Source organism: Treponema sp. (assembly GCF_052169735.1).
GTDB lineage: Bacteria > Spirochaetota > Spirochaetia > Treponematales > Treponemataceae > Treponema.
On the sequence record NZ_JBQNBW010000005.1, the window covers coordinates 19,365 to 41,992 of the forward strand.

The 22,628-nt window shown below is 43.2% G+C and carries 23 protein-coding genes; 17 read left to right on the forward strand and 6 right to left on the reverse strand.

Going from position 1 to position 22,628, the window contains the following annotated elements; translation table 11 throughout:
* Positions 1–28: 28 nt before the first annotated feature.
* Both trxA and ACTTJ8_RS01635 read right to left on the reverse strand, forming a co-directional pair.
* A complete protein-coding gene (trxA, locus tag ACTTJ8_RS01630) occupies positions 29–334 on the reverse strand; it encodes a thioredoxin (protein WP_442715583.1) in 306 nt (101 codons plus the stop codon).
* Positions 335–551: 217 nt separating this feature from the next.
* On the reverse strand, positions 552–2,444 hold the full coding sequence (locus tag ACTTJ8_RS01635) for a hypothetical protein (RefSeq protein ID WP_442715584.1): 1,893 nt from the start codon (positions 2,442–2,444) through the stop codon (positions 552–554).
* 93 nt (positions 2,445–2,537) lie between these two features.
* Between ACTTJ8_RS01635 and ACTTJ8_RS01640 the strand changes: the two genes are divergently transcribed.
* The gene (locus tag ACTTJ8_RS01640) at positions 2,538–2,912 is read left to right on the forward strand and encodes a hypothetical protein (protein ID WP_442715585.1); all 375 of its coding nucleotides are present in this window, start codon (positions 2,538–2,540) and stop codon (positions 2,910–2,912) included.
* A 9-nt stretch (positions 2,913–2,921) separates the two neighbouring features.
* Complete coding sequence (locus ACTTJ8_RS01645) at positions 2,922–3,941, forward strand: radical SAM protein (RefSeq protein ID WP_442720148.1); 1,020 nt, start codon at positions 2,922–2,924, stop codon at positions 3,939–3,941.
* A gap of 121 nt (positions 3,942–4,062) precedes the next feature.
* On the opposite strand, the gene ACTTJ8_RS01650 is transcribed toward ACTTJ8_RS01645, so the two are convergent.
* Positions 4,063–5,232, reverse strand: coding sequence for a hypothetical protein (locus ACTTJ8_RS01650; protein WP_442720149.1), 1,170 nt, complete (start codon positions 5,230–5,232; stop codon positions 4,063–4,065).
* 508 nt (positions 5,233–5,740) lie between these two features.
* On the opposite strand from ACTTJ8_RS01650, the gene ACTTJ8_RS01655 reads away from it, so the two are divergent.
* The 12 genes from ACTTJ8_RS01655 (at position 5,741) to ACTTJ8_RS01710 (ending at position 17,464) form a co-directional block, all read left to right on the forward strand.
* Complete coding sequence (locus tag ACTTJ8_RS01655) at positions 5,741–6,994, forward strand: ABC transporter substrate-binding protein (protein ID WP_442720150.1); 1,254 nt, start codon at positions 5,741–5,743, stop codon at positions 6,992–6,994.
* Between the two features lie 52 nt (positions 6,995–7,046).
* A complete protein-coding gene (locus ACTTJ8_RS01660) occupies positions 7,047–7,964 on the forward strand; it encodes a carbohydrate ABC transporter permease (RefSeq protein WP_442720151.1) in 918 nt (305 codons plus the stop codon).
* Positions 7,965–8,253: 289 nt separating this feature from the next.
* Positions 8,254–8,508 (forward strand): type II toxin-antitoxin system TacA family antitoxin, encoded by a 255-nt coding sequence (locus ACTTJ8_RS01665; protein WP_442715590.1) that lies wholly within the window; start codon positions 8,254–8,256, stop codon positions 8,506–8,508.
* Positions 8,508–9,017 carry a GNAT family N-acetyltransferase gene (locus ACTTJ8_RS01670; protein WP_442715591.1) on the forward strand — a complete coding sequence of 170 codons (510 nt, stop codon included), beginning with the start codon at positions 8,508–8,510 and terminating at the stop codon, positions 9,015–9,017. The genes ACTTJ8_RS01665 and ACTTJ8_RS01670 overlap by 1 nt, the downstream gene beginning before the upstream one ends.
* A 392-nt stretch (positions 9,018–9,409) precedes the next feature.
* Positions 9,410–9,613 (forward strand): hypothetical protein, encoded by a 204-nt coding sequence (locus tag ACTTJ8_RS01675; RefSeq protein ID WP_442715592.1) that lies wholly within the window; start codon positions 9,410–9,412, stop codon positions 9,611–9,613.
* Positions 9,610–9,987: a type II toxin-antitoxin system death-on-curing family toxin gene (locus ACTTJ8_RS01680; protein WP_442715593.1), complete on the forward strand. Its 378-nt coding sequence runs from the start codon at positions 9,610–9,612 to the stop codon at positions 9,985–9,987. The genes ACTTJ8_RS01675 and ACTTJ8_RS01680 overlap by 4 nt, the downstream gene beginning before the upstream one ends.
* A gap of 104 nt (positions 9,988–10,091) precedes the next feature.
* On the forward strand, positions 10,092–10,952 hold the full coding sequence (locus ACTTJ8_RS01685) for a carbohydrate ABC transporter permease (protein ID WP_442715594.1): 861 nt from the start codon (positions 10,092–10,094) through the stop codon (positions 10,950–10,952).
* A gap of 46 nt (positions 10,953–10,998) precedes the next feature.
* Entirely contained in the window at positions 10,999–12,639 is a 1,641-nt protein-coding gene (locus ACTTJ8_RS01690; protein ID WP_442715595.1) for a hypothetical protein, read from the forward strand.
* A 300-nt stretch (positions 12,640–12,939) separates the two neighbouring features.
* On the forward strand, positions 12,940–13,101 hold the full coding sequence (rd, locus tag ACTTJ8_RS01695; protein ID WP_442715596.1) for a rubredoxin: 162 nt from the start codon (positions 12,940–12,942) through the stop codon (positions 13,099–13,101).
* A 30-nt stretch (positions 13,102–13,131) separates the two neighbouring features.
* Positions 13,132–13,416 carry a hypothetical protein gene (locus ACTTJ8_RS01700; RefSeq protein ID WP_442715597.1) on the forward strand — a complete coding sequence of 95 codons (285 nt, stop codon included), beginning with the start codon at positions 13,132–13,134 and terminating at the stop codon, positions 13,414–13,416.
* Between the two features lie 93 nt (positions 13,417–13,509).
* Positions 13,510–16,083 (forward strand): leucine--tRNA ligase, encoded by a 2,574-nt coding sequence (gene leuS, locus ACTTJ8_RS01705; RefSeq protein ID WP_442720152.1) that lies wholly within the window; start codon positions 13,510–13,512, stop codon positions 16,081–16,083.
* Positions 16,084–16,129: 46 nt separating this feature from the next.
* Positions 16,130–17,464 (forward strand): C1 family peptidase, encoded by a 1,335-nt coding sequence (locus ACTTJ8_RS01710; RefSeq protein ID WP_442715599.1) that lies wholly within the window; start codon positions 16,130–16,132, stop codon positions 17,462–17,464.
* Here ACTTJ8_RS01710 and yihA read toward each other — a convergent pair whose 3' ends face one another.
* The 3 genes from yihA to ACTTJ8_RS01725 form a co-directional block, all read right to left on the reverse strand.
* Entirely contained in the window at positions 17,465–18,079 is a 615-nt protein-coding gene (gene yihA / locus ACTTJ8_RS01715; protein ID WP_442715600.1) for a ribosome biogenesis GTP-binding protein YihA/YsxC, read from the reverse strand. It abuts the gene before it with no gap.
* 20 nt (positions 18,080–18,099) lie between these two features.
* Complete coding sequence (locus tag ACTTJ8_RS01720) at positions 18,100–19,674, reverse strand: glucose-6-phosphate isomerase (protein WP_442715601.1); 1,575 nt, start codon at positions 19,672–19,674, stop codon at positions 18,100–18,102.
* 141 nt (positions 19,675–19,815) lie between these two features.
* A complete protein-coding gene (locus tag ACTTJ8_RS01725) occupies positions 19,816–20,904 on the reverse strand; it encodes an MraY family glycosyltransferase (RefSeq protein WP_442715602.1) in 1,089 nt (362 codons plus the stop codon).
* Between the two features lie 196 nt (positions 20,905–21,100).
* Between ACTTJ8_RS01725 and ACTTJ8_RS01730 the strand changes: the two genes are divergently transcribed.
* The 3 genes from ACTTJ8_RS01730 (at position 21,101) to ACTTJ8_RS01740 (ending at position 22,513) form a co-directional block, all read left to right on the forward strand.
* Positions 21,101–21,538, forward strand: coding sequence for a Fur family transcriptional regulator (locus ACTTJ8_RS01730; protein WP_442715603.1), 438 nt, complete (start codon positions 21,101–21,103; stop codon positions 21,536–21,538).
* Between the two features lie 310 nt (positions 21,539–21,848).
* Positions 21,849–22,103 carry a DUF6364 family protein gene (locus ACTTJ8_RS01735; protein ID WP_442719140.1) on the forward strand — a complete coding sequence of 85 codons (255 nt, stop codon included), beginning with the start codon at positions 21,849–21,851 and terminating at the stop codon, positions 22,101–22,103.
* The gene (locus tag ACTTJ8_RS01740; RefSeq protein ID WP_442719141.1) at positions 22,100–22,513 is read left to right on the forward strand and encodes a PIN domain-containing protein; all 414 of its coding nucleotides are present in this window, start codon (positions 22,100–22,102) and stop codon (positions 22,511–22,513) included. The genes ACTTJ8_RS01735 and ACTTJ8_RS01740 overlap by 4 nt, the downstream gene beginning before the upstream one ends.
* Positions 22,514–22,628: the final 115 nt, after the last annotated feature.

Below are 22,628 nucleotides of genomic sequence, written 5' to 3' on the forward strand. Positions count from 1 at the left end.
TGTACCATGCTGAAAGGCTCTGCTTAGCTTACAGCAAATCAGCTATTTTTTCCTTAGGCATAAACCCGAGTGAACGTTTTACTTCTTTTCCATCTTTAAATGTGATAAGTGTCGGGATGCTAGTAACACCAAAGCGGGCAGCAAGGTCTTGCTGTTCATCTACATTCACCTTCGCAAATACAGCCTTGTCGGCATTGTCTCCTGCGGCTTCTTCAAAAATAGGTCCAAGCATTTTACAGGGACCGCACCATGGCGCCCAAAAATCCACAAGTACCGTTGGGTTGCCTGTAATTGTTTGATCAAAATTATCCTTTGTAAGATATAATACTGACATAAATAGCTCCTTCATATTCATATATTTTTACCGTACTTACACACGGTTTAGGATCCACATTGATAATCCCCCTCAAGACAAAAACAGGGGCATCGAATTCTCTGCAAAAATCAATATTAAGACTCGCTACTAATAATACACAAAAAATAGTGAAACGGATAGCCTTTTGCAGGCAAACAGTGCAATTTTTTATAGCTCCTATAACCCGCAAAGAGCATTACACTGAATGTAATACAAGCCACAAAATATAATATTCGGTATAGAGCTTCAGAGCGCCTCTATTCTTTACCTTACTCAGTCCCGATGTACTGGTAATTGCCTCTGCTAAATTATGAATACGGTCTGAGGATAGTTTTGTAAATGACTGTGTTTTATGAGCCAGTTTTACCTGATCACGGATAAAAGCATTGACATCTTCAGTATTTTGTTTTCTAATCACCGGATCGATGATTGTGTTCCAGCGATCAAGCTGTTCGATAATACAGTCTTGTAGGCTTTTTCCCTCCGGTACAAATTCCGATTGCAGTTCATAGGCAATTTCCCGCGGAGAAACTTTTTTAGTAGTCTGTTGATCAAGTTTTTTATTTTCTTGCTGCACGGTATCACGCTTAGGTGCATCTTTTCCCTTGCCGCGCGGACGTATAAAAAATGCAATAATAGACGATAAAACCGGAATGGTATACCAAAACGGCAGGAGTATCTTTGTATCGGTTAAGAGCTCCTGTCTATTGAGCATAAATAAGTCGGTATAAGATAAGAGTCGGTCATTTGAAAAAATACGCCGTATTTCTGCTGCTTGATGTTCGGTAATACGCTTATTCGTTGCCAATGCCGAGATAAACGATGCCGAAAGTAATGAATAGAGTATTGGGACATATTCCGCGCATAAACTTTTAAGTAACGCATTAAAAGCGGAATCCGTATGCATTGCATCGGTTTGTTCAAATCGAATCAGCAGATGGTACCACTTTTTTAAGCACACATCCCGAATTTTTTTCCGGTTATCGTTTACGAGCGAAATAAGCAGCGGAACAGTCTTTTCCAGCATAATATAATAGCGTTCACCGTCTCCGGTTTTAAAACTAAGCAGCTCCGGCAAACCGATATCACCGTCTGTCGATGTTTTTTCCTGCATGAACTGCTCAAGGTCTTCCTGACTGTACTGCCCAAGCAATGGAACGCCGCGCGAATCTTTAAAATTAACGATTGCCGCCTTATTAAAATAATACGGCGGTTTTTGCAGCGCCAAGTCAAGATTTTTTAGTGCAGTTTCACGCTGTATAGACTGCTGCGTTGTATTACGATAATAATTATTCAAGTACTCAATGATAAAGATCGATTGTAATATCGTAATCTCATCATTCATTTTTTCTGTTTTTTTAGCGAACTCCTGCTTTACGACCGAACACAGATAGCTCCAGTATAAGTATACATCGCCTGATTTTTTCAACGTATACATTGCTTCGGAAGAATGAGCTTGAATGGTAAGCATAAATTTTCTAATAGAGTACTCTTTGCCCGGATTCGCAGTAAGGAGTTTTTTTTGAATAAAATCCCGCAGTTCATCCTTCTGAAAGAAAAAGCGCAGTTTAGCAATTGCAAAATCCAGCATTTGATCGGTAGAAAAGTTACCGGGAAAAATCAGCGCAGGGGTGTCATCAGGGAATCCAAGCTGATAGAGAAAGGTGCTGTTTCCCGTTTCCGGTTCAAGATCGGTAAAATCCGTATTTATTCTGATATAGCGGAGAAAGCGCTTGGAAAAATTCTGAGGAATTTCACTTGCAAGAGGAAAGGGCAGTTCAGGTTTCTCTTTAATAGAATCGTATTGACGAGCAATCTTATCAAGAAAGAAGAAGGGGATAAACAGCATTTTCCCTTTCCGTTTATCATCGATAAGTTCTACTTTCCCTTCAGACTCGAGGGCTTCCAGTTCTGTAATCAGCCGGCTTTCCGATACATCAAGATATTGAGCACAATCCGGCTTTTCTACCATGTTCCGTTGAGCATACCGATGCAAATACTCAGCAAGCTCGCTAATACCTACAAACGGACTATTAAAACGAAGCGCATAGGTACGCAAAATGTCCGGGAGTTTTCCACTAATAGCCATTCTATAATTATAGTACACTTTTCTGCTTTTAACAAGGGAACTACAGAAACTCAGCTTGCTTTTTACCGGTCTTTTTCTTATAGTGGCATATCTATGAATATCTTAGGAAAATTTTATGCAGATGCCAAGCGGAGGATGGAAAAACAGCCTGATTCCTCATTCCGGCAAGAATTATGCTCGTTTTTTATACAAACCATCCGTAGTTATGATAAATCCCTCCTCCCATTGGCAGAAAGTGCAGGACAACACTGGCTGGATACGCATCAGCTGGACACGCGGGAAGATGGCGTGAACTGGTTCTATTCCGTATTCGCACTTTTTGACGGGAGCTTTAGTGCCGATATGGATTTTTCCGATGAAGATTGGGATGCGCTTGATATGATTATTTCCGAATCAGCTGAATCGCTCGATATGAACACTGTTCAAACCTTACTGAGCGTTATGGTTGAACGCCATAAATTTGAATAGGTGCCGCCAGTGATACAGGACTTTTGCTGCCCCGAATATGAGTGCTGCCGAGCCTGCCCAAGACACTGCGGCATAAACAGAAATATAGGCGAACGAGGCTTTTGCGGCGAAACCGCTGAGCTGCGTATTGCCTGGGCAGGGCTGCACTTTGGAGAAGAGCCTCCGGTAACCGGAGCCGGTGGATCGGGAACCATCTTTATCACCGGCTGCAACCTTCGCTGTGCCTTTTGCCAGAATTTCCAAATTTCTCAACACGGAATGGGCGCTGCGGTTACGGTGGAAACATTTACCGGTATCTGCCTGAGACTACAAGCAGCAGGAGCAGAAAACATCAATATTGTTACTGGAAGTCATGCTATTCCGGCACTCTGTATCGGGCTGCGCGAGGCAAAAAGGAAGGGATTGACCATACCCGTAGTGTGGAATTCTTCCGCCTACGAAACCGTACCGGAGCTGGAAGCACTCGCGGGATTGGTTGACGGCTGGCTGCCGGACTTAAAAACCCTTGACAGCAGCACTGCCCTGCGGATTTTTGCCGCACCGGACTATCCTGAACGCGCCTGTACCGCAATCGGTGCTATGTCTGTTCTTTCTCCCTTGCTCATCACTGATTCTGATGAACGGTACCCTTTCGGCAAAATGCTGAGCGGCGTGATTGTTCGCCATCTAGCCCTACCGGGAAAACTACAAGATTCAAAAGCAGTGCTGCAGTGGTTTGCACACAAGCTCAAACACAAAGCCCTGCTCTCCTTGATGACGCAGTACACCCCTGTTGCAGCAAATCCGCAGGCACGGAAAATCACCGCTTTCGAAAACCGGCTATTAAATGAATCCGAAGACCTGCATTTGAAAACATTTCTGGATGACTTAAATATTGACGACGGATTTTATCAAGAATTAGTCTGCGATCAGGACTGGCTCCCCGATTTTAATAGGGTGCAAACATTTTCGTCATCGCTCTCAAAACCGCTCTGGCATTGGAAAGAAGGTTGGATATCCCCCCTCCCCAGTTTTCCAATCTCGATATAACTGGTGTGAACCGCTAAAAACCTCAATTTTTAGAAACACCCCGGTAGAATCAGAGGTTTCGCAGCAATTGACATTTTAAGATTCTTTTTACTGTAAGATACCTGCTTACAAAGATATCTGTTTACAGCGTTCGTTTTAATGCTATTTTCCCCTCAAACATAGACAAAGGAGTAGTATACGCAAGCGGATATACGGTAACACGAAAGTCTAAATCGCATGGTCCAATATTGACCGTAAAAAATGGTACCGCTGCAACCAACAAGGCAGTAGAATCTTTCATGTTTTTGATATTTGCTGCAACAAGAAGATGAAAACCGCCTTGCAGCTTATCCAGTTCTAAGCTCCCAAATCCTGAAAAAATATTGAGTCCCCCGTACAAGTCACCGGCAGTACCGGAGAACATTTTCATCAGTGGTGCCCGCGGGAATGGAGTATAACTATTTCCAATCTTGGAAACAAAGAAGGTAAAATCAAAATCGATATGATCAAGGTGTACCCGCGGCTCAAAGAAGCTGAAGAGATTATTTAAAAGCTCATCCTTCAGTGCAGTACTTCTCATATTGGTTTTATGCAAACCGGCTTGAGTAAAAAGGCTAAAGTTATCATGGAGAGTAAAAAGTACAGACACTGCAGTATCTAATGACACAGCCTGAACACCATTAGCAAGATGCACCGAAAAATATACATTTGTCAGCGCAATATTCGAAAATGCTCCGCCCTGCATATATACTCCGTATTCTTGCTTATCCTTAATTTGCGCATTCCATCCGAATGATGCCCCCAAGTAACCGCTGTTTGCAACTAATCCGGCAAAACTTATGCCAACACTTTCCCGTGCCTGCGCCGGTAAGAACCAATGTGCCGTATCATTATCATAGGCTTTAACCGGACGTATACCATGTTTTAGAAAATCGAAACTATAGGAGGAGCCGGTAAGACTTTGATGTCTTCCGGTAAATATTGAAAAGCTCAGATAGCGGCCGCCTAGCCGGGGAAAATTCAGCGAAAAATCAGCAAAAGCGAAGTGCCCGAGAGAGCGGCTTTGATAATTAGGATGAAAAAAATGCACAATATCAGAAATATGCATCCCAATGGCAAGATCGCTATAAAACCGCTCCCCCTGCAGTAAGCGGAAATTTACAGCGGCTTCTTGTGCGATCTTAACTGTGCTTTGATCCCGCGGCTTGCCTGCCATTACATCAAAATGAAATTCCGGCACGGTCAGTTCTAAAGCAGAAGCTCCATACACAATCAAAAAACAGGATAAAATGTACACTATCTTTTTTTTCATCAGAAACTCCCATTGCATCCTCTTCCGGAATTTTCACCTATCGATACCTTAAAAACGCAGATTGTTTTTACAGATATCCGCATGTCAACATAGACCGATCAGCTTTTAGAAGGCGGTGATAGTTGATAAGGACACTTATAGAATATCGGCAGTTTTCAGCGCTGCCTTACCTTTTTCGTCAAGCGGATAGAAAACATTTAACACGCTTCCCATACGAGACTAGCCCTATTGGCTAACTGCGTTTTCGAATAGGTTTAATTAAAAAGATAAACTGCTGCAAATAACTTATTTACTGCGGCAAGAGTTGTCATCACCGTTTGTTACAATCTTGCTCTGTACTCACAAATTTCCGTTTCGGGTCTTCTGTGTATTTTGCTCTTGCAGTATGAAAAAAAGCATTATACAATAGTAAATAGGTTATTTTTAGAAATATTCATCCATTTTTAAAGATGGCTGATAAATGCTGTTTGCAATACAAAGCGGCATTTTGTCTTGAAGGAGGACTATTGTGAAAAAAAGAAGCGTTGTATTGGCTGCTGTTTTGCTTGCGGCAGCAGTGGTGTGTACCGTAAGCTGCGGGAAAAAAGAGGAAACAGCCAAAGCAAAATTGGTGTATTGGACGATGTGGAACGAAGCGGAGCCGCAGGGTACGGTAATTGCGCGGGCGGTGGAAGCTTTTACAAAGGAAACAGGCATTGAGGTAGAGGTGAACTTTAACGGGCGGGAAATCCGCAAAACACTGCAGCCTGCGCTGGATGCAGGGGAAACCATTGACCTCTTTGACGAAGATATTGAACGGGTGCTTAACACGTGGGGTAACTACTTGCTCCCGCTTGATACCTATACAGCCAAGGCATATTCCACAACCGGCGGTAAACCGTATAACACCGTTGTAAATCAAACGCTGTACAATCTGGCAAAGGAACTGGGAGGCGGAACGGTAAAGAATATTCCCTATCAGCCTTCTGCCTTTGTTACGCTCTACAACAAAGATTTATTTTCAAAAGCGGGTATTACCAACACGCCTAAAACCTGGGATGAGTTCCTTATCGCATGTGAGAAGCTCAAGGTGCTCGGTGTTCCGGCTATTACCGTTGATGATGCGTATATGGCATGTTTCTTCGGCTACAATATGGACCGCTTGGTTGGTGAGGAAGCAACGCTGGCTATGGTGAATAACAAGGACTTTACTGGACCGCAGGTGCTTGAATTTGGTAAAATCTGGGAGAATATGGCAAAGAACGGTTATATCAGTGCAAAAGCGGCATCCAACATTTGGCCGGCAGGACAGGTTGAAGAAATGGCTGTCGGTAAGGTAGCAATGTACTTGAATGGAACCTGGCTGCCGAACGAGATTAAGGCTCAAGCACCGGATTTGAATTGGGGAGCATTTGCATGGCCTGTAATGTCTGAAAACGGAGATGGAATTGAAGCAAACAACTACGGCTGCCAGAGCTTTGCTATCAATAAGAATACGAAATATCCGGAAGAAGCCTTTAAACTGATTGTATGGCTGACAACGGGAGAATGGGATGCCCAGCTTGCAAAAGAAAGTATCGGTATTCCTGCTGGGAATGACACCGTTTGGCCCACACAGCTTGCGGAGGCAAAAGTTATTGTTGATAACACTACAAACCGGCTCGATTGGGCTGTCGGTATGGAAAATGACCCTGAAATCAATGCAAAAATTAAAGAAAACTTTGCAAAACTGATAAAAGGCGACCTCGACGCTGAAGGTTTTGCCGCAGCTATGGCAAAATAAACAAACATAATGGGTTGGGGGTATCCCCAACCCATTAAAAAAGCAGAATGGTATGTTAAGAAAAAATAAACCGATGATCATTATTTTTTTAACACCGGCAGTGCTGTGCTATGTGCTGGTGTTTTTGTATCCGACACTGCGGACGTTTGCAATGAGTTTCTTTTCCGTGGTAAGTGTGTCGGATCCGCTCAGTGCATGGTCGTTTGCCGGAGTTGCAAATTATAAAAAGCTCTTTACCACACCGATGTTTTTGCAGTCGATGAACAATATTTTCCGGCTGTGGTTCTGGGGCGGCGTGGGGGTTATGTTTTTTGCGCTGCTGATTGCGGTTATTTTGACAAATGGGATGTCAGCGCGGCTCAAGTCATTTTACCGCAGTATTGTGTATTTGCCGAATGTGGTGAGTGCGGTCGCGATGGGAACCATGTGGATTAACTATATATACAATAGCGACTACGGTCTTTTGAACAAGCTGTTCGGTATGCTGGGATTTGAAACATTGGCACAAACACTGTGGACGGGGCCGGGGATGCGCTTTTGGAGTATGCTGATTGCGTACTGCTTTGGAATGGTAGGCTACCACATGCTGATTTTTATGAGCGGGATAGAGCAAATTCCGGGTGATTTTTATGAGGCAGCCTATTTGGAGGGCTGCAATGTGTGGGAGCGTTTTATCCATATTACCGTACCGTTTTTGCGCGGGGTTTTGAGAACGAATATTGTGATGTGGACGGTGTATACCGTTGGTTTTTTTGTGTGGGGGCAGCTGTTCAGCCCAGTCAATCTATCCAACGATACGGTAGCGCCGATGAATTATATGTATGAATTGGTCTTTGGTTCGTCGTCTTCTGCAGCAACAATCCGTGATAGCGGAAGCGGCGCAGCGATCGGTGTGGTGATGATGTCGCTGGTTATTCTGATCTTTTTTGCAACCGAGCGGATTGTAAAAAATGATGATATTGAAATGTAGAGACACGCTTTATGAATTTTTAGATTACTGTACTCATTACTGTTTTTTGTGTAAAATTAAAAAAAAAGGATTTTTCTTGAAAATCCGGAAGTATTCTTGAAATTAAGGCGTAAAATCTAACCTTCGCTTAACCAGGCAGTACCTTTGCGGCAATGCAGGGTCGCGAATGTTAGACCGATGTCTTACGGCACTGATTGTGTAATTAGAAGTTCATCCTTTGAAAATCTTATATCATATTGTGTGTACAAATTACGCATATTATGATATATTTAATATGGAGGTAATGAAAATGGCAGTCGCATTAAAAAATGTAAGAATTGATTTGAGAGCTAACATTCAACAAAAATCTACACTTGAGAAAGCTGCTGAGCTTAAACATATTTCTCTCTCTTCATATATTCTTTCAACGTCATTGAAACAAGCACAAATAGATTTAACAAAAAATGACACTCTTGTGCTTTCCAATCGCGATAGAGATTTAATAATGATGGCTTTAGATAATCCTCCAGAACCTAATGACGCTTTGAAAAGATTATTTCAATAATGAGTGATTATAGATTAGTTTCAATCAAAGAAATACAACGAAAATCGCTTCTTAAAAATTTTGATTGCGGTATTGAGAAATTAAATGAATTTTTATCAAGATATGCAATAAGGAATGATGAGTTAGGTATAGGCAGAACTTTTGTTGCTTTGAATAACAGTAACCATATTTTAGGCTATTTTACATTAGCGACAGCTCAAGTTGCGTATCAAGAGATTCCTGATGAATGTAAAGGTAAATTACCAAAATATCCAATTCCTGCACTGAGAATTGCGAGGCTTGCTGTTAATAAAGAATTACAGGGAAATGGAATAGGAAAATGGCTTCTTTCACAAGTTTTTATAAAAGTGGTTCAAGTATCAGATATAACAGGTCTCTATTTGATAATAGTAGATGCGAAAGAAACTTCAAAAAGCTTTTATGAATATTACGGCTTTCAAAGACTCGTGGATGAGGAGTTATCGTATTTCGTAGTGATTGATACAGTAAAAAAAGCAATTCTGGGATAATATTGTATTAGGAGCCTCTAAAAACCGAAGTTTTTAGAGATACCCTATTGTTTGTTCATTTTATTCCAAACGATAGTAGTTGAATGGAGTAGTAAGAATAAAATCGTCTAACCCTCCGCTTCAACGCTGACATTTATTTTTCATGAAAGTTGCCTGAGCGGTCGCCTACGGCTCCCTTTTTATGCAACTTTCGCGCCAAGTTTACCTTACAATTCGCGTCGGCAAAGGAACAAATGCAGGGTCGTGAATGTTAGACCGATGTCTTACGGCACGATAAACTGTAATTTTAAAATAAGGGGTATTTTTTGTAAACTATGGTTTAAAATCAAAATTAATAAATGTGAACTATAAATGAACATAAAAATATGCTATAGTGAAACCGGAGGGGATTTATGTTTGCTACAATCGGAATAATTCAAAACAATACAGTTTGTGTAGAAAATCGGGTACTCGATAAATATAACGGGCGAAAAGTAATAATCACTGTTTTAGATGAAGATAATGGTTATGTTGTTGTTCCTGATGAGCAAGTATTTGAGGTTTCAGATTCGATAATTTCCCAAAATATGCAAGCGTATCAGGAACTGGCAAAATGAACTATTTTTCGAACGAACAAATTTTAAAAATTCATTCGTCATTGATAACGAAAACTGGTGGAATAGACGGTATTCGAGAATACAGCCTCTTAGATTCAAGTTTAAAATCAATATTTCAAACTTTCGATGGGAAAGCATTGTATCCCTCAATTTTTGATAAAGCGGCGCAGCTTTGTTTCTCATTAATTGAAAATCATCCTTTTTTAGACGGCAACAAAAGAATTGGTGTTCATCTAATGCTCATTTTTCTTAAAATAAACGGAATTGATTTGAATTACACTCAGGAAGAGCTCATTGATTTTGGATTAAAAATAGCTTCGGGAAAAATGAAAAAAGATGAAATAATGGAATGGTTTGGAAAGCATAGCAAATAAACGCCTAACACCGTTTTCAAAGCCGACAACGGGACTGAGTCCGTTGCGGTTTAAAACCATGTTAGATTGTTTGATCGTGGAAGATATAAATACTGAGGTGGTTTATGAATTTTGGGATAAAAAATGGATCGATAAAACAAAAACTGATGAATAGCCCGGGGTATGTGCTGTTGACGCTGTGGACTGTTTTTACGGTCATGCTGATCGGCTGGGTGGTGTTTGCCTCTCTTTCCACTTCGAGCGAGATATTTTCCGACCACATGTTCCGGTTTGATACCGGTTTTCACTTTGAAAACTACATAAAGGCGTGGAAAACACAAAAGGTCTCCGTGTTTTTTATGAACTCCCTTATGTATACCGTGATTTCTTGTACGCTGATTGTACTTATTGCAGCGCCCGCAGCGTATGTACTTTCCCGTTTTAAGTTTAAGGGAAATCTGCTTCTGCAGAATATGTTTGCATCTGCACTGGGAATTCCGGTAATTATGATTATTATGCCGCTCTTTGGTCTTACATCATCGCTGCGGCTGACAAACAGCAGGACATTGATTATCTTTCTGTATACGGCGGTGAATGTGCCGTTTGCCGTGTTCTACCTGCTTGCTTTTTTTAAGAACTTGAGCTTTACTTATGAAGAAGCCGCTGCAATAGACGGCTGTACTCCGATGCGGACATTCTGGACTATTATGTTTCCGCTTGCACAGCCGGGTATTATTACCGTTTCTATTTTTAATTTTATTACGGTGTGGAATGAGTATTTTATGTCGCTTATTTTTGCGAACAAAACAGCAGTCCGTCCGGTAGCGGTTGGGTTATACAATATGATTTCTGCTATGCGCTATACCGGTGACTGGGGCGGGATGTTTGCAAGTGTTGTTATTGTCTTTTTGCCGACGTTTGTTCTCTACCTCTTCTTGTCTGAGAAGATTATCCACGGTGTTACCGGCGGTGCAATTAAGGGGTAGATGCTGTATTTTTGCAGCGCAATATTCAAAACAAAAGGGTTAAAAAATGAAACGTTTGTGTACTGTTCTTGTATTGTCTTTTTTGTGTGGAGCGTTCTGCGCTGCCGACACACCGTATGCCTTATTTGTAGAAAATGATCATTGGATCTATGATGCAATGCATATTTTGTCGGTTGAATCGAGGAAAACAACCCTTGCTGACCGGCAGCCCCTTTCCAAGGGAGAACTTGCCGAATACTTTTCTGCCTTTGATAATGCCTCAGTACCAGACATGAGTATGCCCTTGTACCGCATGATGCAGGGGTATTTTTCCGGACATCCGTTTTTGTACAGCAATAAGTATCTGTCGTTTGATGTCAACGGTGTCTTTGCTCTGCAAGGACAGTATGTGCATAAGCGTGAAAATGAGGTACGGCAAGACAGCTTTTTACGCTATAACAAAACACCTGCCCTTATTTCCGCTCCGATGCACGTGATGTTCACCCCATACGTTGATTTTTTTTCTAACCTCAGCATAAAGAAGAACTACTGGGCAACAGTATTTTCCTATCCGTATACCAATATGCCGCTGGAAAGTAATGCATTTGATATGTCCTTTCCTATGCAGGCAGGCTTAAGCCTCGGCAGCCGCTTTGTTAATCTTACCATTGGGCGCGGGGCTTTGAATATCGGGCGGTCACTTGCGGGGAGTATGCTGCTTGCGGATAGTGTAGACCGTCTGGACTATATAACGGCATCCTTCTTTCATAAAAAAATCCGTCTGGCATTGAATGTGGTGGAACTAGAGCCGACACGCTTTGTTTTTTCCCACGAAGCGGCGTTCCGTCCGATTGACTGGATCGCAGTCCGTTTTTACGAAGGGATTGTGCTGAATGCTCCGTTTGATCCGAAATATGTAAACCCGATGATGATTTTTCACAACTTTTTCGGCTGGCGGGAGAATACTTTTAATCCGAATGCTTCTGACAAATCCGGAAAATCAAGCATCGGCTGCCAATTCGGTATCGGTATGGATATAGTCCCAATACGAGGCTTACGGCTGTATGGTCAGTATGGGCAAAATCAATTTCAGACCTCATTTGAACTGAACAACTATCCGGCAGCCCGAAATATTCCTAACAGCCTCGGCGGTTTAGCTGGTGTTGAGTACATTCATCCGTTCAGCTTTGGACACCTTTCCGTAACGGGAGAGTTTTTATACGCAAACCCGTGGATGTACATTATGGAAAATAAGTACATCAGCCTCTATCACCGCCGTAAAGACACCGTTGCGGGGAAGAATATGACGGACTCGTACATCAATCAATGGGTTGCCAATCCCTATGGACCGGATACCATGGGCTGTTTTTTTCAGTGTGCATTGATAGAACCTGCAAAATACAAGGCAAAGTTTAAGTATCGTTTTCTCGTAAAAGGAGATATTGAAGATAACTTTTTTGATCCCAGCAAAGAAAAGCCGGGAAAACCGCATATCTATTATCCTGATGCCGATCACTATGATCCAATAGCACAGGCAAAAACCCCGTCGGGGAACCCTGCATACTTCCATACCATTTCATTGGAAGGCTCATACCGGGTGATTAAACAGCTTGAGCTGAATGCAGGACTCAACTGGACAATGGTATCCGGCAGAAAGAGCGGGCATGCGGTAGATATTTATTCCTCGATTAAATACACCATCCGGTAGAAGAAGAGGAAAAGACGGTACCTCTGCATTTACTCAGATACAACAATGTACAAAACTTACCTCCTACTTGTAAAATAGGGCTAAAACCCGTATAGTAATGCCCGGCGATGTTGCTGGAAGCCAAAATAGACTTCTTTAAGATGTACTGATTCGTACGGAGGGGTAATGCTCTCAAGCTGCGCCGGGGTTGTTGATTAAACATGTTCGGCAACGCGGTTATCGAGCAGGTCTATTATGCCCTTTGTGGCTCATCTCTCCCATTTTAATCGGTATTTCCTTAAATATCCCGAGGAGTATAATATGGAAAAGTATGTATGCGATTTATGCGGTTATGAATATGATCCAAATGCTGGGGATCCGGAAGGTAACATCAAACCGGGAACACAGTTTGAAGACTTGCCTAAAACATGGGTATGTCCTTTATGCGGTGTCTCAAAAGAAGGCTTCAAAAAGGTAAAGTAAGATAAAGTAAGGTACACAAGGAAGATATATATGACAAAAAATGATTTTATGAGTACGATCGGGTATGACGGCGCTGCTGCTGTCGTAGATAAAGAACGCCGGGCTAAAAACGGCGGTAAAACAGTACAGGCATTACTGGATGCAGGGGCGTTCCGCAGTGCAGCAGCAGCAGCTGTGTATGATGATTCTTCTGATGAGCTGGCACTCGTTACGGACTATTATAATAAAGCAGCTCATGCGGACTACACCCCGGAAAATATTTTGCGTGTTTTCGGTATTACAAAAGCCGATACCAAAAAGACTATTCTGCTGTAATTGAGCTGTCGTTTCATACAATTAGCCTAAAAATAACAGGACATCTCTCATAATTTCAGTTTTTAAGGATGTCAAACACATAAGGAGTTCTCCATGCCCTCTTACCCTTTTAGCGAAATTGAAAAAAAATGGCAAAAATATTGGAAAGATCATAAAACATTTAAAGCAATAGAAGATACGAATTATCCGCCCGATCGGCGTGCATATCTTTTAGATATGTTTCCGTATCCATCGGGAGCGGGTTTGCATGTCGGACACCCCGAAGGTTATACCGCAACCGATATTTACAGCCGGTACCTCCGGATGAACGGTTATGCAGTATTGCACCCGATGGGGTTTGACTCTTTCGGCTTACCGGCGGAAAACTATGCCATTAAAACCGGTACCCATCCCCGCATTACCACAAAACAAAATATTGACACATTCCGCAAGCAGATACAGGCATTCGGGTTTTCTTATGACTGGGATCGAGAGCTTGCAACCTCGGATGTTGACTATTACCGGTGGACGCAATGGATATTTTTGCAGCTGTATAAGAAGGGCTTAGCATACGAAACGGAAGCCCCCATTAACTGGTGTCCCAGCTGTTTAACCGGTCTTGCCAACGAAGAAGTGAAAGAAGGCTGCTGTGAACGCTGCGGTACACAGGTTGTGCGGAAAAATGTCCGGCAATGGATGTTGAAGATAACCGCCTACGCAGAGCAGCTCCTTGAGGATCTGGATGATTTGGATTGGCCGCAATCTGTCAAGGTTATGCAGCGGAATTGGATTGGAAAGAGTACCGGAGCAGAGATCGATTTTACCCTCGCAGCTCCGCATGAAAAAGAAAAAATCACGGTGTATACCACCCGCCCTGACACTATTTTCGGTGCAACGTATCTCGTGCTTGCACCGGAGCATCCGCTCGTTATGCATATTACCAGCAAAGAACAGCTGCCGGCAGTACAAGCGTATCGGGAAGAAACCGCGAAAAAAACCGATCTTGAACGGACTGAGCTTGCAAAGAAAAAGACAGGCGTGTTTACCGGCGCTTATGCAGTCAATCCTTTGACACAAGAAAAGATACCGGTATGGATATCCGATTATATCTTAGTTTCTTACGGAACCGGTGCAATTATGGCTGTCCCTGCCCATGATGAACGGGACTGGGCGTTTGCAAAGCTTTTTGGGCTGCCGGTTATCCAAACCGTTGCCTCTGAGGAGGAATGGAAGCAGAAGGGAGCCGCAGGTGATTACCGCACTCCGCCGCAGGAATGCACAAGCGCTGACGGATATGCGGTAAACTCCGGGGAGTTTACCGGACTGCCCACACGGGAAGCTATTACACGCATTACCGATTACGCTGCAGCCCGCGGCTTCGGGAAAAAAGCTGTAAACTATAAACTCCGCGACTGGGTATTTAGCCGGCAGCGGTACTGGGGAGAGCCTATTCCGCTTGTACATTGCCCCTCGTGCGGTGTTGTGCCGCTGGACGAAAAAGATTTACCGCTTGCCTTACCGGAAACGGACAGCTATAGCCCCTCCGATACGGGAGAAAGTCCGCTTGCAAAGATCCCCGAATGGGTGAATACGGTCTGCCCGCACTGCGGAGCCGCTGCCCGCCGGGAAACAAATACCATGCCGCAATGGGCAGGTTCATGCTGGTACTATCTCCGCTACCTTGATCCGCATAATAGCGAGGAATTTTGCTCCAAAGAAAAGGAAGCCTATTGGATGCCGGTGAACTTATATATCGGCGGTGCGGAACATGCCGTATTACACCTTCTGTATGCCCGTTTCTGGCACAAGGTACTGTATGACTTAGGGCTTGTGCATACCAAAGAACCGTTTACGAGACTGGTAAATCAAGGTATGATCACCTCATTTTCCTACCAGCGGAAAAACAAATCGCTTGTACCGGCTGATGAGGTTGTGCAGACAGAAGACGGTACCTTTAAAGAAAAAGCTACCGGTGAGCCGCTTGAGCGGGTTGTCGCTAAAATGTCGAAGAGCTTAAAGAATGTCATCAATCCTGATGAGATGATAGAGCAGTACGGGGCAGACTCGTGCCGGATGTATGAAATGTTCATGGGACCGCTCGATATGTCTAAGCCGTGGAATACGCAAGGCTTAATCGGTATTTTCCGCTTTTTAGAAAAAATTTGGGCAATTTCGGAGGCGCCCCTCATCGATTGCCCGGTAAACGATACAAGCACACCGGAGAATGCAGAAATTACCAAGCTTTTAAATAAAACCATTAAGAAGGTAACAGAAGATACGGCAAGCCTCAATTTCAATACTGCGATTAGTCAGATGATGATTTTTATCAATACGCTGAGTAAGAGTACCGCAGTACCGCGGTTTGCATGGGAGGTCTTTGTCAAGCTGCTTGCCCCCTATGCACCTCACCTTGCAGAAGAACTCTGGGAGAAATTAGGGCATACAGGAACAATAGCATACGAAGACTGGCCCTTATTTGCCGGAAAGTACTGTATTGATACCGAATGTACGATTGTAGTGCAGGTCAACGGGAAGGTACGGGATAAATTTCAAGCAGCAATGGATGCCCCCAAAGCAGACCTCGAAGCCGCTGCATTGAAAACAGAAGGGGCACAGCGCTTTCTTGACGGAAAGCAGCCGAAGAAAATCATCGTTGTGCCGAATAAACTGGTCAATATTGTTATATAACCAAGAAATATATAACCAAGAAAGTCATCTGAAAAAGGAGTTTGACATGGATATTTCCCCTAAACTTTTAGAAAGGTTTGCAGAAGAGTACCGCGCAGATCCTGCCAATGCACTTGTTGCAGGGGCGATTGCAAAAAGCGGTATTGAAGATGCGTCGTTTAACTACGATGTACGGCGGCGGCATAATTTTTATTTTTCTCACGAGACAAAACGTGGAGAAATTACCAATCAGAAAAAGAGCGGGCGCTGCTGGATGTTCGCATCGCTGAATGCAGCCCGTGTGGAAACAATGGAAAAGCTCAATCTGGAAACATTTGAGCTTTCACAAAATTATACCCTCTTTTGGGATAAACTAGAAAAATCCAATTATTTTTTTGAAAGTATTTTGGAAACCCTTGATGAACCGCTCGAAGGGCGGCTCTTAGCGCATTTGCTGGCAAATCCTATTCAGGACGGCGGGCAATGGGATATGTTTGCGGGCATCCTGCAAAAGTACGGTGCTGTACCGAAAGATGTTATGCCGGAAACATTCCATTCTTCCGATACCCGTTTCTTTGTTGCAGAACTGACCCATCGGCTCCGTAAGTATGCGCAGCTTCTCCGTGAAGGGCACAAGAACGGCAAGTCTGTAGAACAGCTTCGTGCGGACAAAGAAAGCTATCTTTCCCATGTATACAGCTTTTTAGTAAAGGCTTTAGGTGAACCGCCTCGGGTGTTTGACTTTGAATGCCGCGATAAAGACAAAAAATTCCATAAAGCTGAACAGATTACGCCTCAGCAGTTTTTCAAAGAATATGTAGGCTGGAATCTGGATGATAAAATCAGCTTAATCAATGCCCCGACAGCAGATAAGCCTTACGGCAGAGCGTACACGGTAAAATTCCTTGGAACAGTAAAGGAAGCGGAACCTATTCATTATATCAATGTACCGATTGAGGCACTCAAAGCCGCAGCTATTGAGTCCATTAAAGCCGGTAAGCCCGTTTGGTTCGGCTGCGACATGGGACCGTATATTTGCCGTCCGGAAGGAATTATGGACACAGAAGTTTATACCTATGATAAAACACTCGGTGAACTTCCTGAATTTACCAAGGCTGAACGGCTTGATTACGGCGACAGTCTGCTAACTCATGCCATGGTACTAACCGGCGTTGATCTGGATAGCTCCGGAAAACCGATAAAGTGGCAGGTAGAAAACTCATGGGGCGATGAATCAGGCAAAAAAGGTATGTTCTCTATGTCTGATGCGTGGTTTGATGAGTATACGTATCAAATTATGGTAGAAAAAAGCTTTGTGGATCAGAAATGGCTTGATGCGCTCAAACAGCCGCTTGTACAGCTGGAGCCGTGGGATCCCATGGGAGCCTTAGCCCGGCTGTAATTACGCAAGAATACAGGTGGAGATATGCTGTAAAAGCTGTTCTCTGCCTGTTTTTTTTAAAGAAGAAGTAAGGATTATTTCATCCTTGCTGCATTCAAAAAAGGATGTAAGGGCAACAAGCTGCTTTGCCTGTTCATTTTTGCTGAGCTTATCTGCTTTGGTTGCCGTCAGAACAGCGGGTATACTGTGATCCCTGAAAAACTGCAAGGTTTGCCGCTCTATTTCAGCAGGTTCCCGCCGAATATCCATCAAGAGAAATACCGTTTTAAGCGTAGAGCGGGTTGTGCAATAATCATACAGCATAGTATCAATCCGCTTCCGTTCTGCCTGTGAGACTTGGGCAAAGCCGTATCCGGGAAGATCGGCAACACAAAAGGACTCCGCACTTGGAGGCTTGCCCGCAGGAGCATTTACCGCAAAGAAGTTAATTTCGCGGGTCATGCCCGGTTTAGCGCCTGTTTTTACAAGATTCTTTCTATTAAGCAGCATATTGATCAGCGAAGACTTTCCCGCATTGGAACGCCCGAAAAAAGCAAATTCAGGAATGCCTGTTTGCGGGAATTGTTTGCTGATCACCGCTCCTTTCAAAAATTCAGCAGAGGTGATTTTTATCATTACAATATCATTACACCTGTTTACAGCCCAAACAGCTGCGCGTATGCAGCAAGCTCTGGCGGCATAGTGTGGGACAGTACTTTTTTTGCCAGCACTTTCCCCAGCTGCACGCCTTCTTGATCAAAGCTGTTCACATTCCAGAGGAACCCTTGGAACATAACCTTATTTTCATAATGAGCCAGCAAAGCACCGAGTGCCTCCGGGGTAAGCGCTTTTCCGTAGATCAAACTGGACGGGCGCCCTCCTGCAAAGCTCTTGTTTGGATTCTCATCTTGTTTTCCGCAAGCGAAGGCAGTGATCTGTGCAATCACATTTGCCAGTAATTTTTGCTGGCTGGTAGAGCCTTCCACGGTTATATCTTTTCCGTACTGGCTTTCTGCAAATGCGATAAACTGGAGCGGAATAATATCGGTACCTTGGTGCAGCAGCTGATAGAACGAGTGCTGTCCGTTTGTGCCGGGTTCGCCAAAGATCACCGGCCCGGTTTTATAGCTGATGGGTTTGCCGAAGCGGTTTACCGATTTTCCGTTTGATTCCATATCAAGCTGCTGCAAGTGAGCAGGAAAGCGGGAAAGCGCTTGGCTATAGGGAAGAATAGCCGTACTTGCGTAGCCGAGGATATTCCGTTCGTAAACACCGATGAGTGCATCCATGAGTGCAGGGTTTCTCTTGTTGCAGGGATCGAGCGCCTGCTTATCAGCTGCAGCAGCGCCGGCAAGCAGTTCCTCAAAGGTATCCGCACCAAATGCAAGCGAAAGCACCGCAGCGCCGCATACAGAGGTAGAAGAGTAGCGCCCCCCGATAAAGTCATCCATATAGAACGAAGCAAGGTATGCAGGATTATTCGCAAGCGGACTCGTTTCGCTGGTTACAGCAACCATCTGCTTTGCGGGGTTCAGACCTGCATCCTGTAAAAATTGCCCAACAAACCGTTCGTTGGTCAGTGTTTCCTGTGTAGTACCGCTTTTTGAGACTAAAATAAACAGCGTAGCCGATAAATCTAAGGCAGAAAGCACCGCTGCTGCATCATCGGGGTCTACATTGGATATAAAATGAGCGCGGAGTTTCAGCTTGTTATTCCGTTCCCCCCATGCCTTCAACGCAAGGTATAACGCACGCGGACCAAGGTCTGAACCGCCGATACCGATTTGTACTACATCGGTAAAGGGCTTGCCCCCCGGTGCTGTAAGAGAACCGTTGCGGACAGCTTCGGAAAATTCCCGAACCTTTTCCAACTGCTCCAGATAAAAGGTGCGCATATTTTTACCATTGTAGATAACATCATCACCTAACTGACCGCGGGTTAAATGGTGCAAGACCTTCCGGTTCTCTCCCGTATTGATCTCTTCACCGGAAAGCAGCATTTCATATTTTAATGTTACTTCCTGTTCGGCGGCAAGCAGATCGAGTATGGTCAGCACCGTGTCATCAACGCGCTTTGCAGCATAATTGTAATGCAGTCCTGCCGGCATCGGAATAGAATAGCGCTGTATCCGGTATTCTGCCCCGTCTCCATCCATTCCTTCTTTTAGATCCGGTATTCGTGCTGCCTGCAAATCTTCAAATACGGGACATTCGTCCATGTTTCTCCACATAATTGTCTCCTGTATTTAGTCTGACGCATGAGTAAACCTATTCGGAAACGTATGGTTCTGAACAGGTTACCTTGAAATGCGATGTTCTACCTCGTGACATTTGTGCGATGTAGAACTCGTCGACCTGTTCGGTAACTTGCGTTATCGGACAGGTTCAGTATGCGCAAGATGTTTTTCTTTTTCAAAGTGAATAAGCGTAAAAAAGAGGATTCCCACCAGAACAAGCCCTATCAATGTTACAAGCGCCATCACTCCTTGCTGAATAATTGCAAGCGTTACAAATAAATCGATAATGATTTGGAAAATCATAAACGCTAGCAAGGCTCCCCGCGGAGAATACCCGATGAGCATCAGTTTATGGTGCAGGTGGAACCGGTCTCCTTCCCGAATCGGTTTTTTATCCCGTATCCGCCGCCAAATAGCTGCAACCATATCAAAAATGGGCAACATTAAGAAAAGCCCGGCAAAAGGGGCTGCCGCTGTTTCATACCCGTCAAGCCGAGGTACCAGCGGAAGTACGGCAAGAATAAAGCCTAAAAATTGCGAACCGCCATCGCCCATAAAGATTTTTGCCCGCGGACGTGCAAGGTTGAAAAACAAAAAGCCGATAATTGCGCAGATGAGAATAGTGCAAATGTACACCATCGAAAGCTGCGGCGGAGTCTCATTCAAAAACAGAACCGTATAACTCACCAATAAAGAAACACTCAAACAGCCTACCTGCCCATCAATACCATCCATGAGATTAACAGCATTAGTAACACCGGCAATCCAGAGCACTGTAATAGGATATGCAAAAATACCGAGGGGAATAAAGATACCGAGCGGACCAAAACTAATACGGGTAAAGCGGTAGCCTGCATAGACCACGATGATTGCTGCAATCAGCTGTACAATCAATTTCGGAGCAGCACGCCAGTTTTTCAAATCATCGAGGAAGCCCATCAAAAAGATCAAGGCACCGCTGATTAAAACGGCTGCAAACCGCATATTGAGCGTAATTGTGCCGGGAAAACGGACATAAATGACCGCAAGACTGACAGCAAAGGCTGAAAAAAAGCCGACACCGCCCAGACGGGGTACATTTCCCGAATGTATTTTCCGTCCTCCGACCCCATCGTATAGATTATGCCGTTTTGCAAACAGAATAACGAGGTATACAAAGAAAACGGATATGATGCAGGGCATCACTATTGTAAAAAATATAAGCTGTATAGCAGTTAATTGCATTCAAACCTCAAGAGCCGCACGGAATATCCTCCGGAACTCTTGTTCATAATAGCTGATTAAAGCTGAATATACAAGCATAAAGTTTTCAGCTAAACGCATCGGACTTTTGCAAATGAGCATATAGTCTTTTTGCCGTGGACACTATCATTTGCAAAGTTACTTGTCCGTCTCCCGTTCTGATGGTATACTAATAAGTATGAAAAAGAAGTACGATCCGCTCGGTATAAAAAACTTGCGTAAAACAAAGGCGCGGAAAACAATTATTGCTATTTTATCGAAGGATAAGGATCGTGCTTTTTCTGCTGAAGAGCTGCACACTGCCTGCGATGCCGATCTACAAATAGATTTGTCTACCGTGTACCGCACTATGAACACGCTCACTGAATCGGGGCTTGTTACAAAAAGTATGCGCGATGATGGAAAAGCATATTTTCAGCTGGCAGAGCCGCAGGGGTCAGTGCATCATCATCGGATTGTCTGCAGCCGCTGTAAGGCATCCGCGGATATCGCTATGTGTCCTCTTCACAATCTTGAACAGCAAATTTTATCCGAAACGGGTTTTCTCATAACCTCCCATAGTCTTGAACTTACCGGTCTTTGCCCTGACTGTAAAGCGGAAGAAGAACGATCCTAAAAACAGGAAGCCGGTCAATGCATTTGTGCGGAGTGATGAATACTCCAATGTTCTGCCGCTGGCTATCCGCGTTACGCTGAATTTATACGCCAATATGTAAACGTGTTTTTAAAGCATATTGCAATCAATTCTTGTGAAAAATTTATCCCTGCATTTTCTATTTCTTTAGAATTCGTGAGACAATAATACGCATAAATATATGTTAGAAATACTAGTCGAACAGCGAGAGATTTAACATCTTTGATTATAAAGTATACACTTATGGACTTATACGTATTTATATGCTATGATTATACGTGTGAGGTGATATATGTTGGCAAAGCTTACATTGACTATAGAGCAATCTGTAATAGAACAGGCAAAGGAATATGCTCAAAAAAAGAATAGGAGTGTTTCTCGAATTGTAGAAGAGTATCTGAAAAATATCGTAACCAATCATGAAATAGGTACTTCTTTTTCTAAAATGAAATCACCGATAACCAATAGTATTTCGGGAATGTTTCATGACAATGGAAAATCTTATAAAGATATGCTCAGTGAAGTATTGCAGGATAAATATTTATGATAAAAAAAGTTTTTATTGATACCGATATTATCCTTGATGTTGCATTAGCTCGAGAACCATTTTTTTCTGCTAGTAAAATCATATTAGCAATGGCAGAAAATAATATTATTATCGGGAATATTTCATCGAATTGTATCGCTAATATTTATTATATATTGAGAAAATCTGGGGGGAATAGTAAGGCACGAAAATTTATAGCAAATATAGTTAAGTATATAACTGTAATAATAATCGATCACCAGAATGTATTAGACGCATTAAAATCACAATTTTCTGATTTTGAAGATGCATTACAATATTTCTCAGCTGTAGAGAATCAATGCGAATATATAATAACCAGAAATATTGAAGACTACAAAAATGCAGAAATAAAAGTCCTATTGCCGGAAGAATTTATCGGAATGTTCTAATATGGATAAAAAGATTTCTAACACCCGATTCAACCTGACATTTGTTTTGTCACGAAAGTTGCTAGACGGTCGCCTCATTAAGAATGAACATCCATGTTCATTCTTAATGGACGAG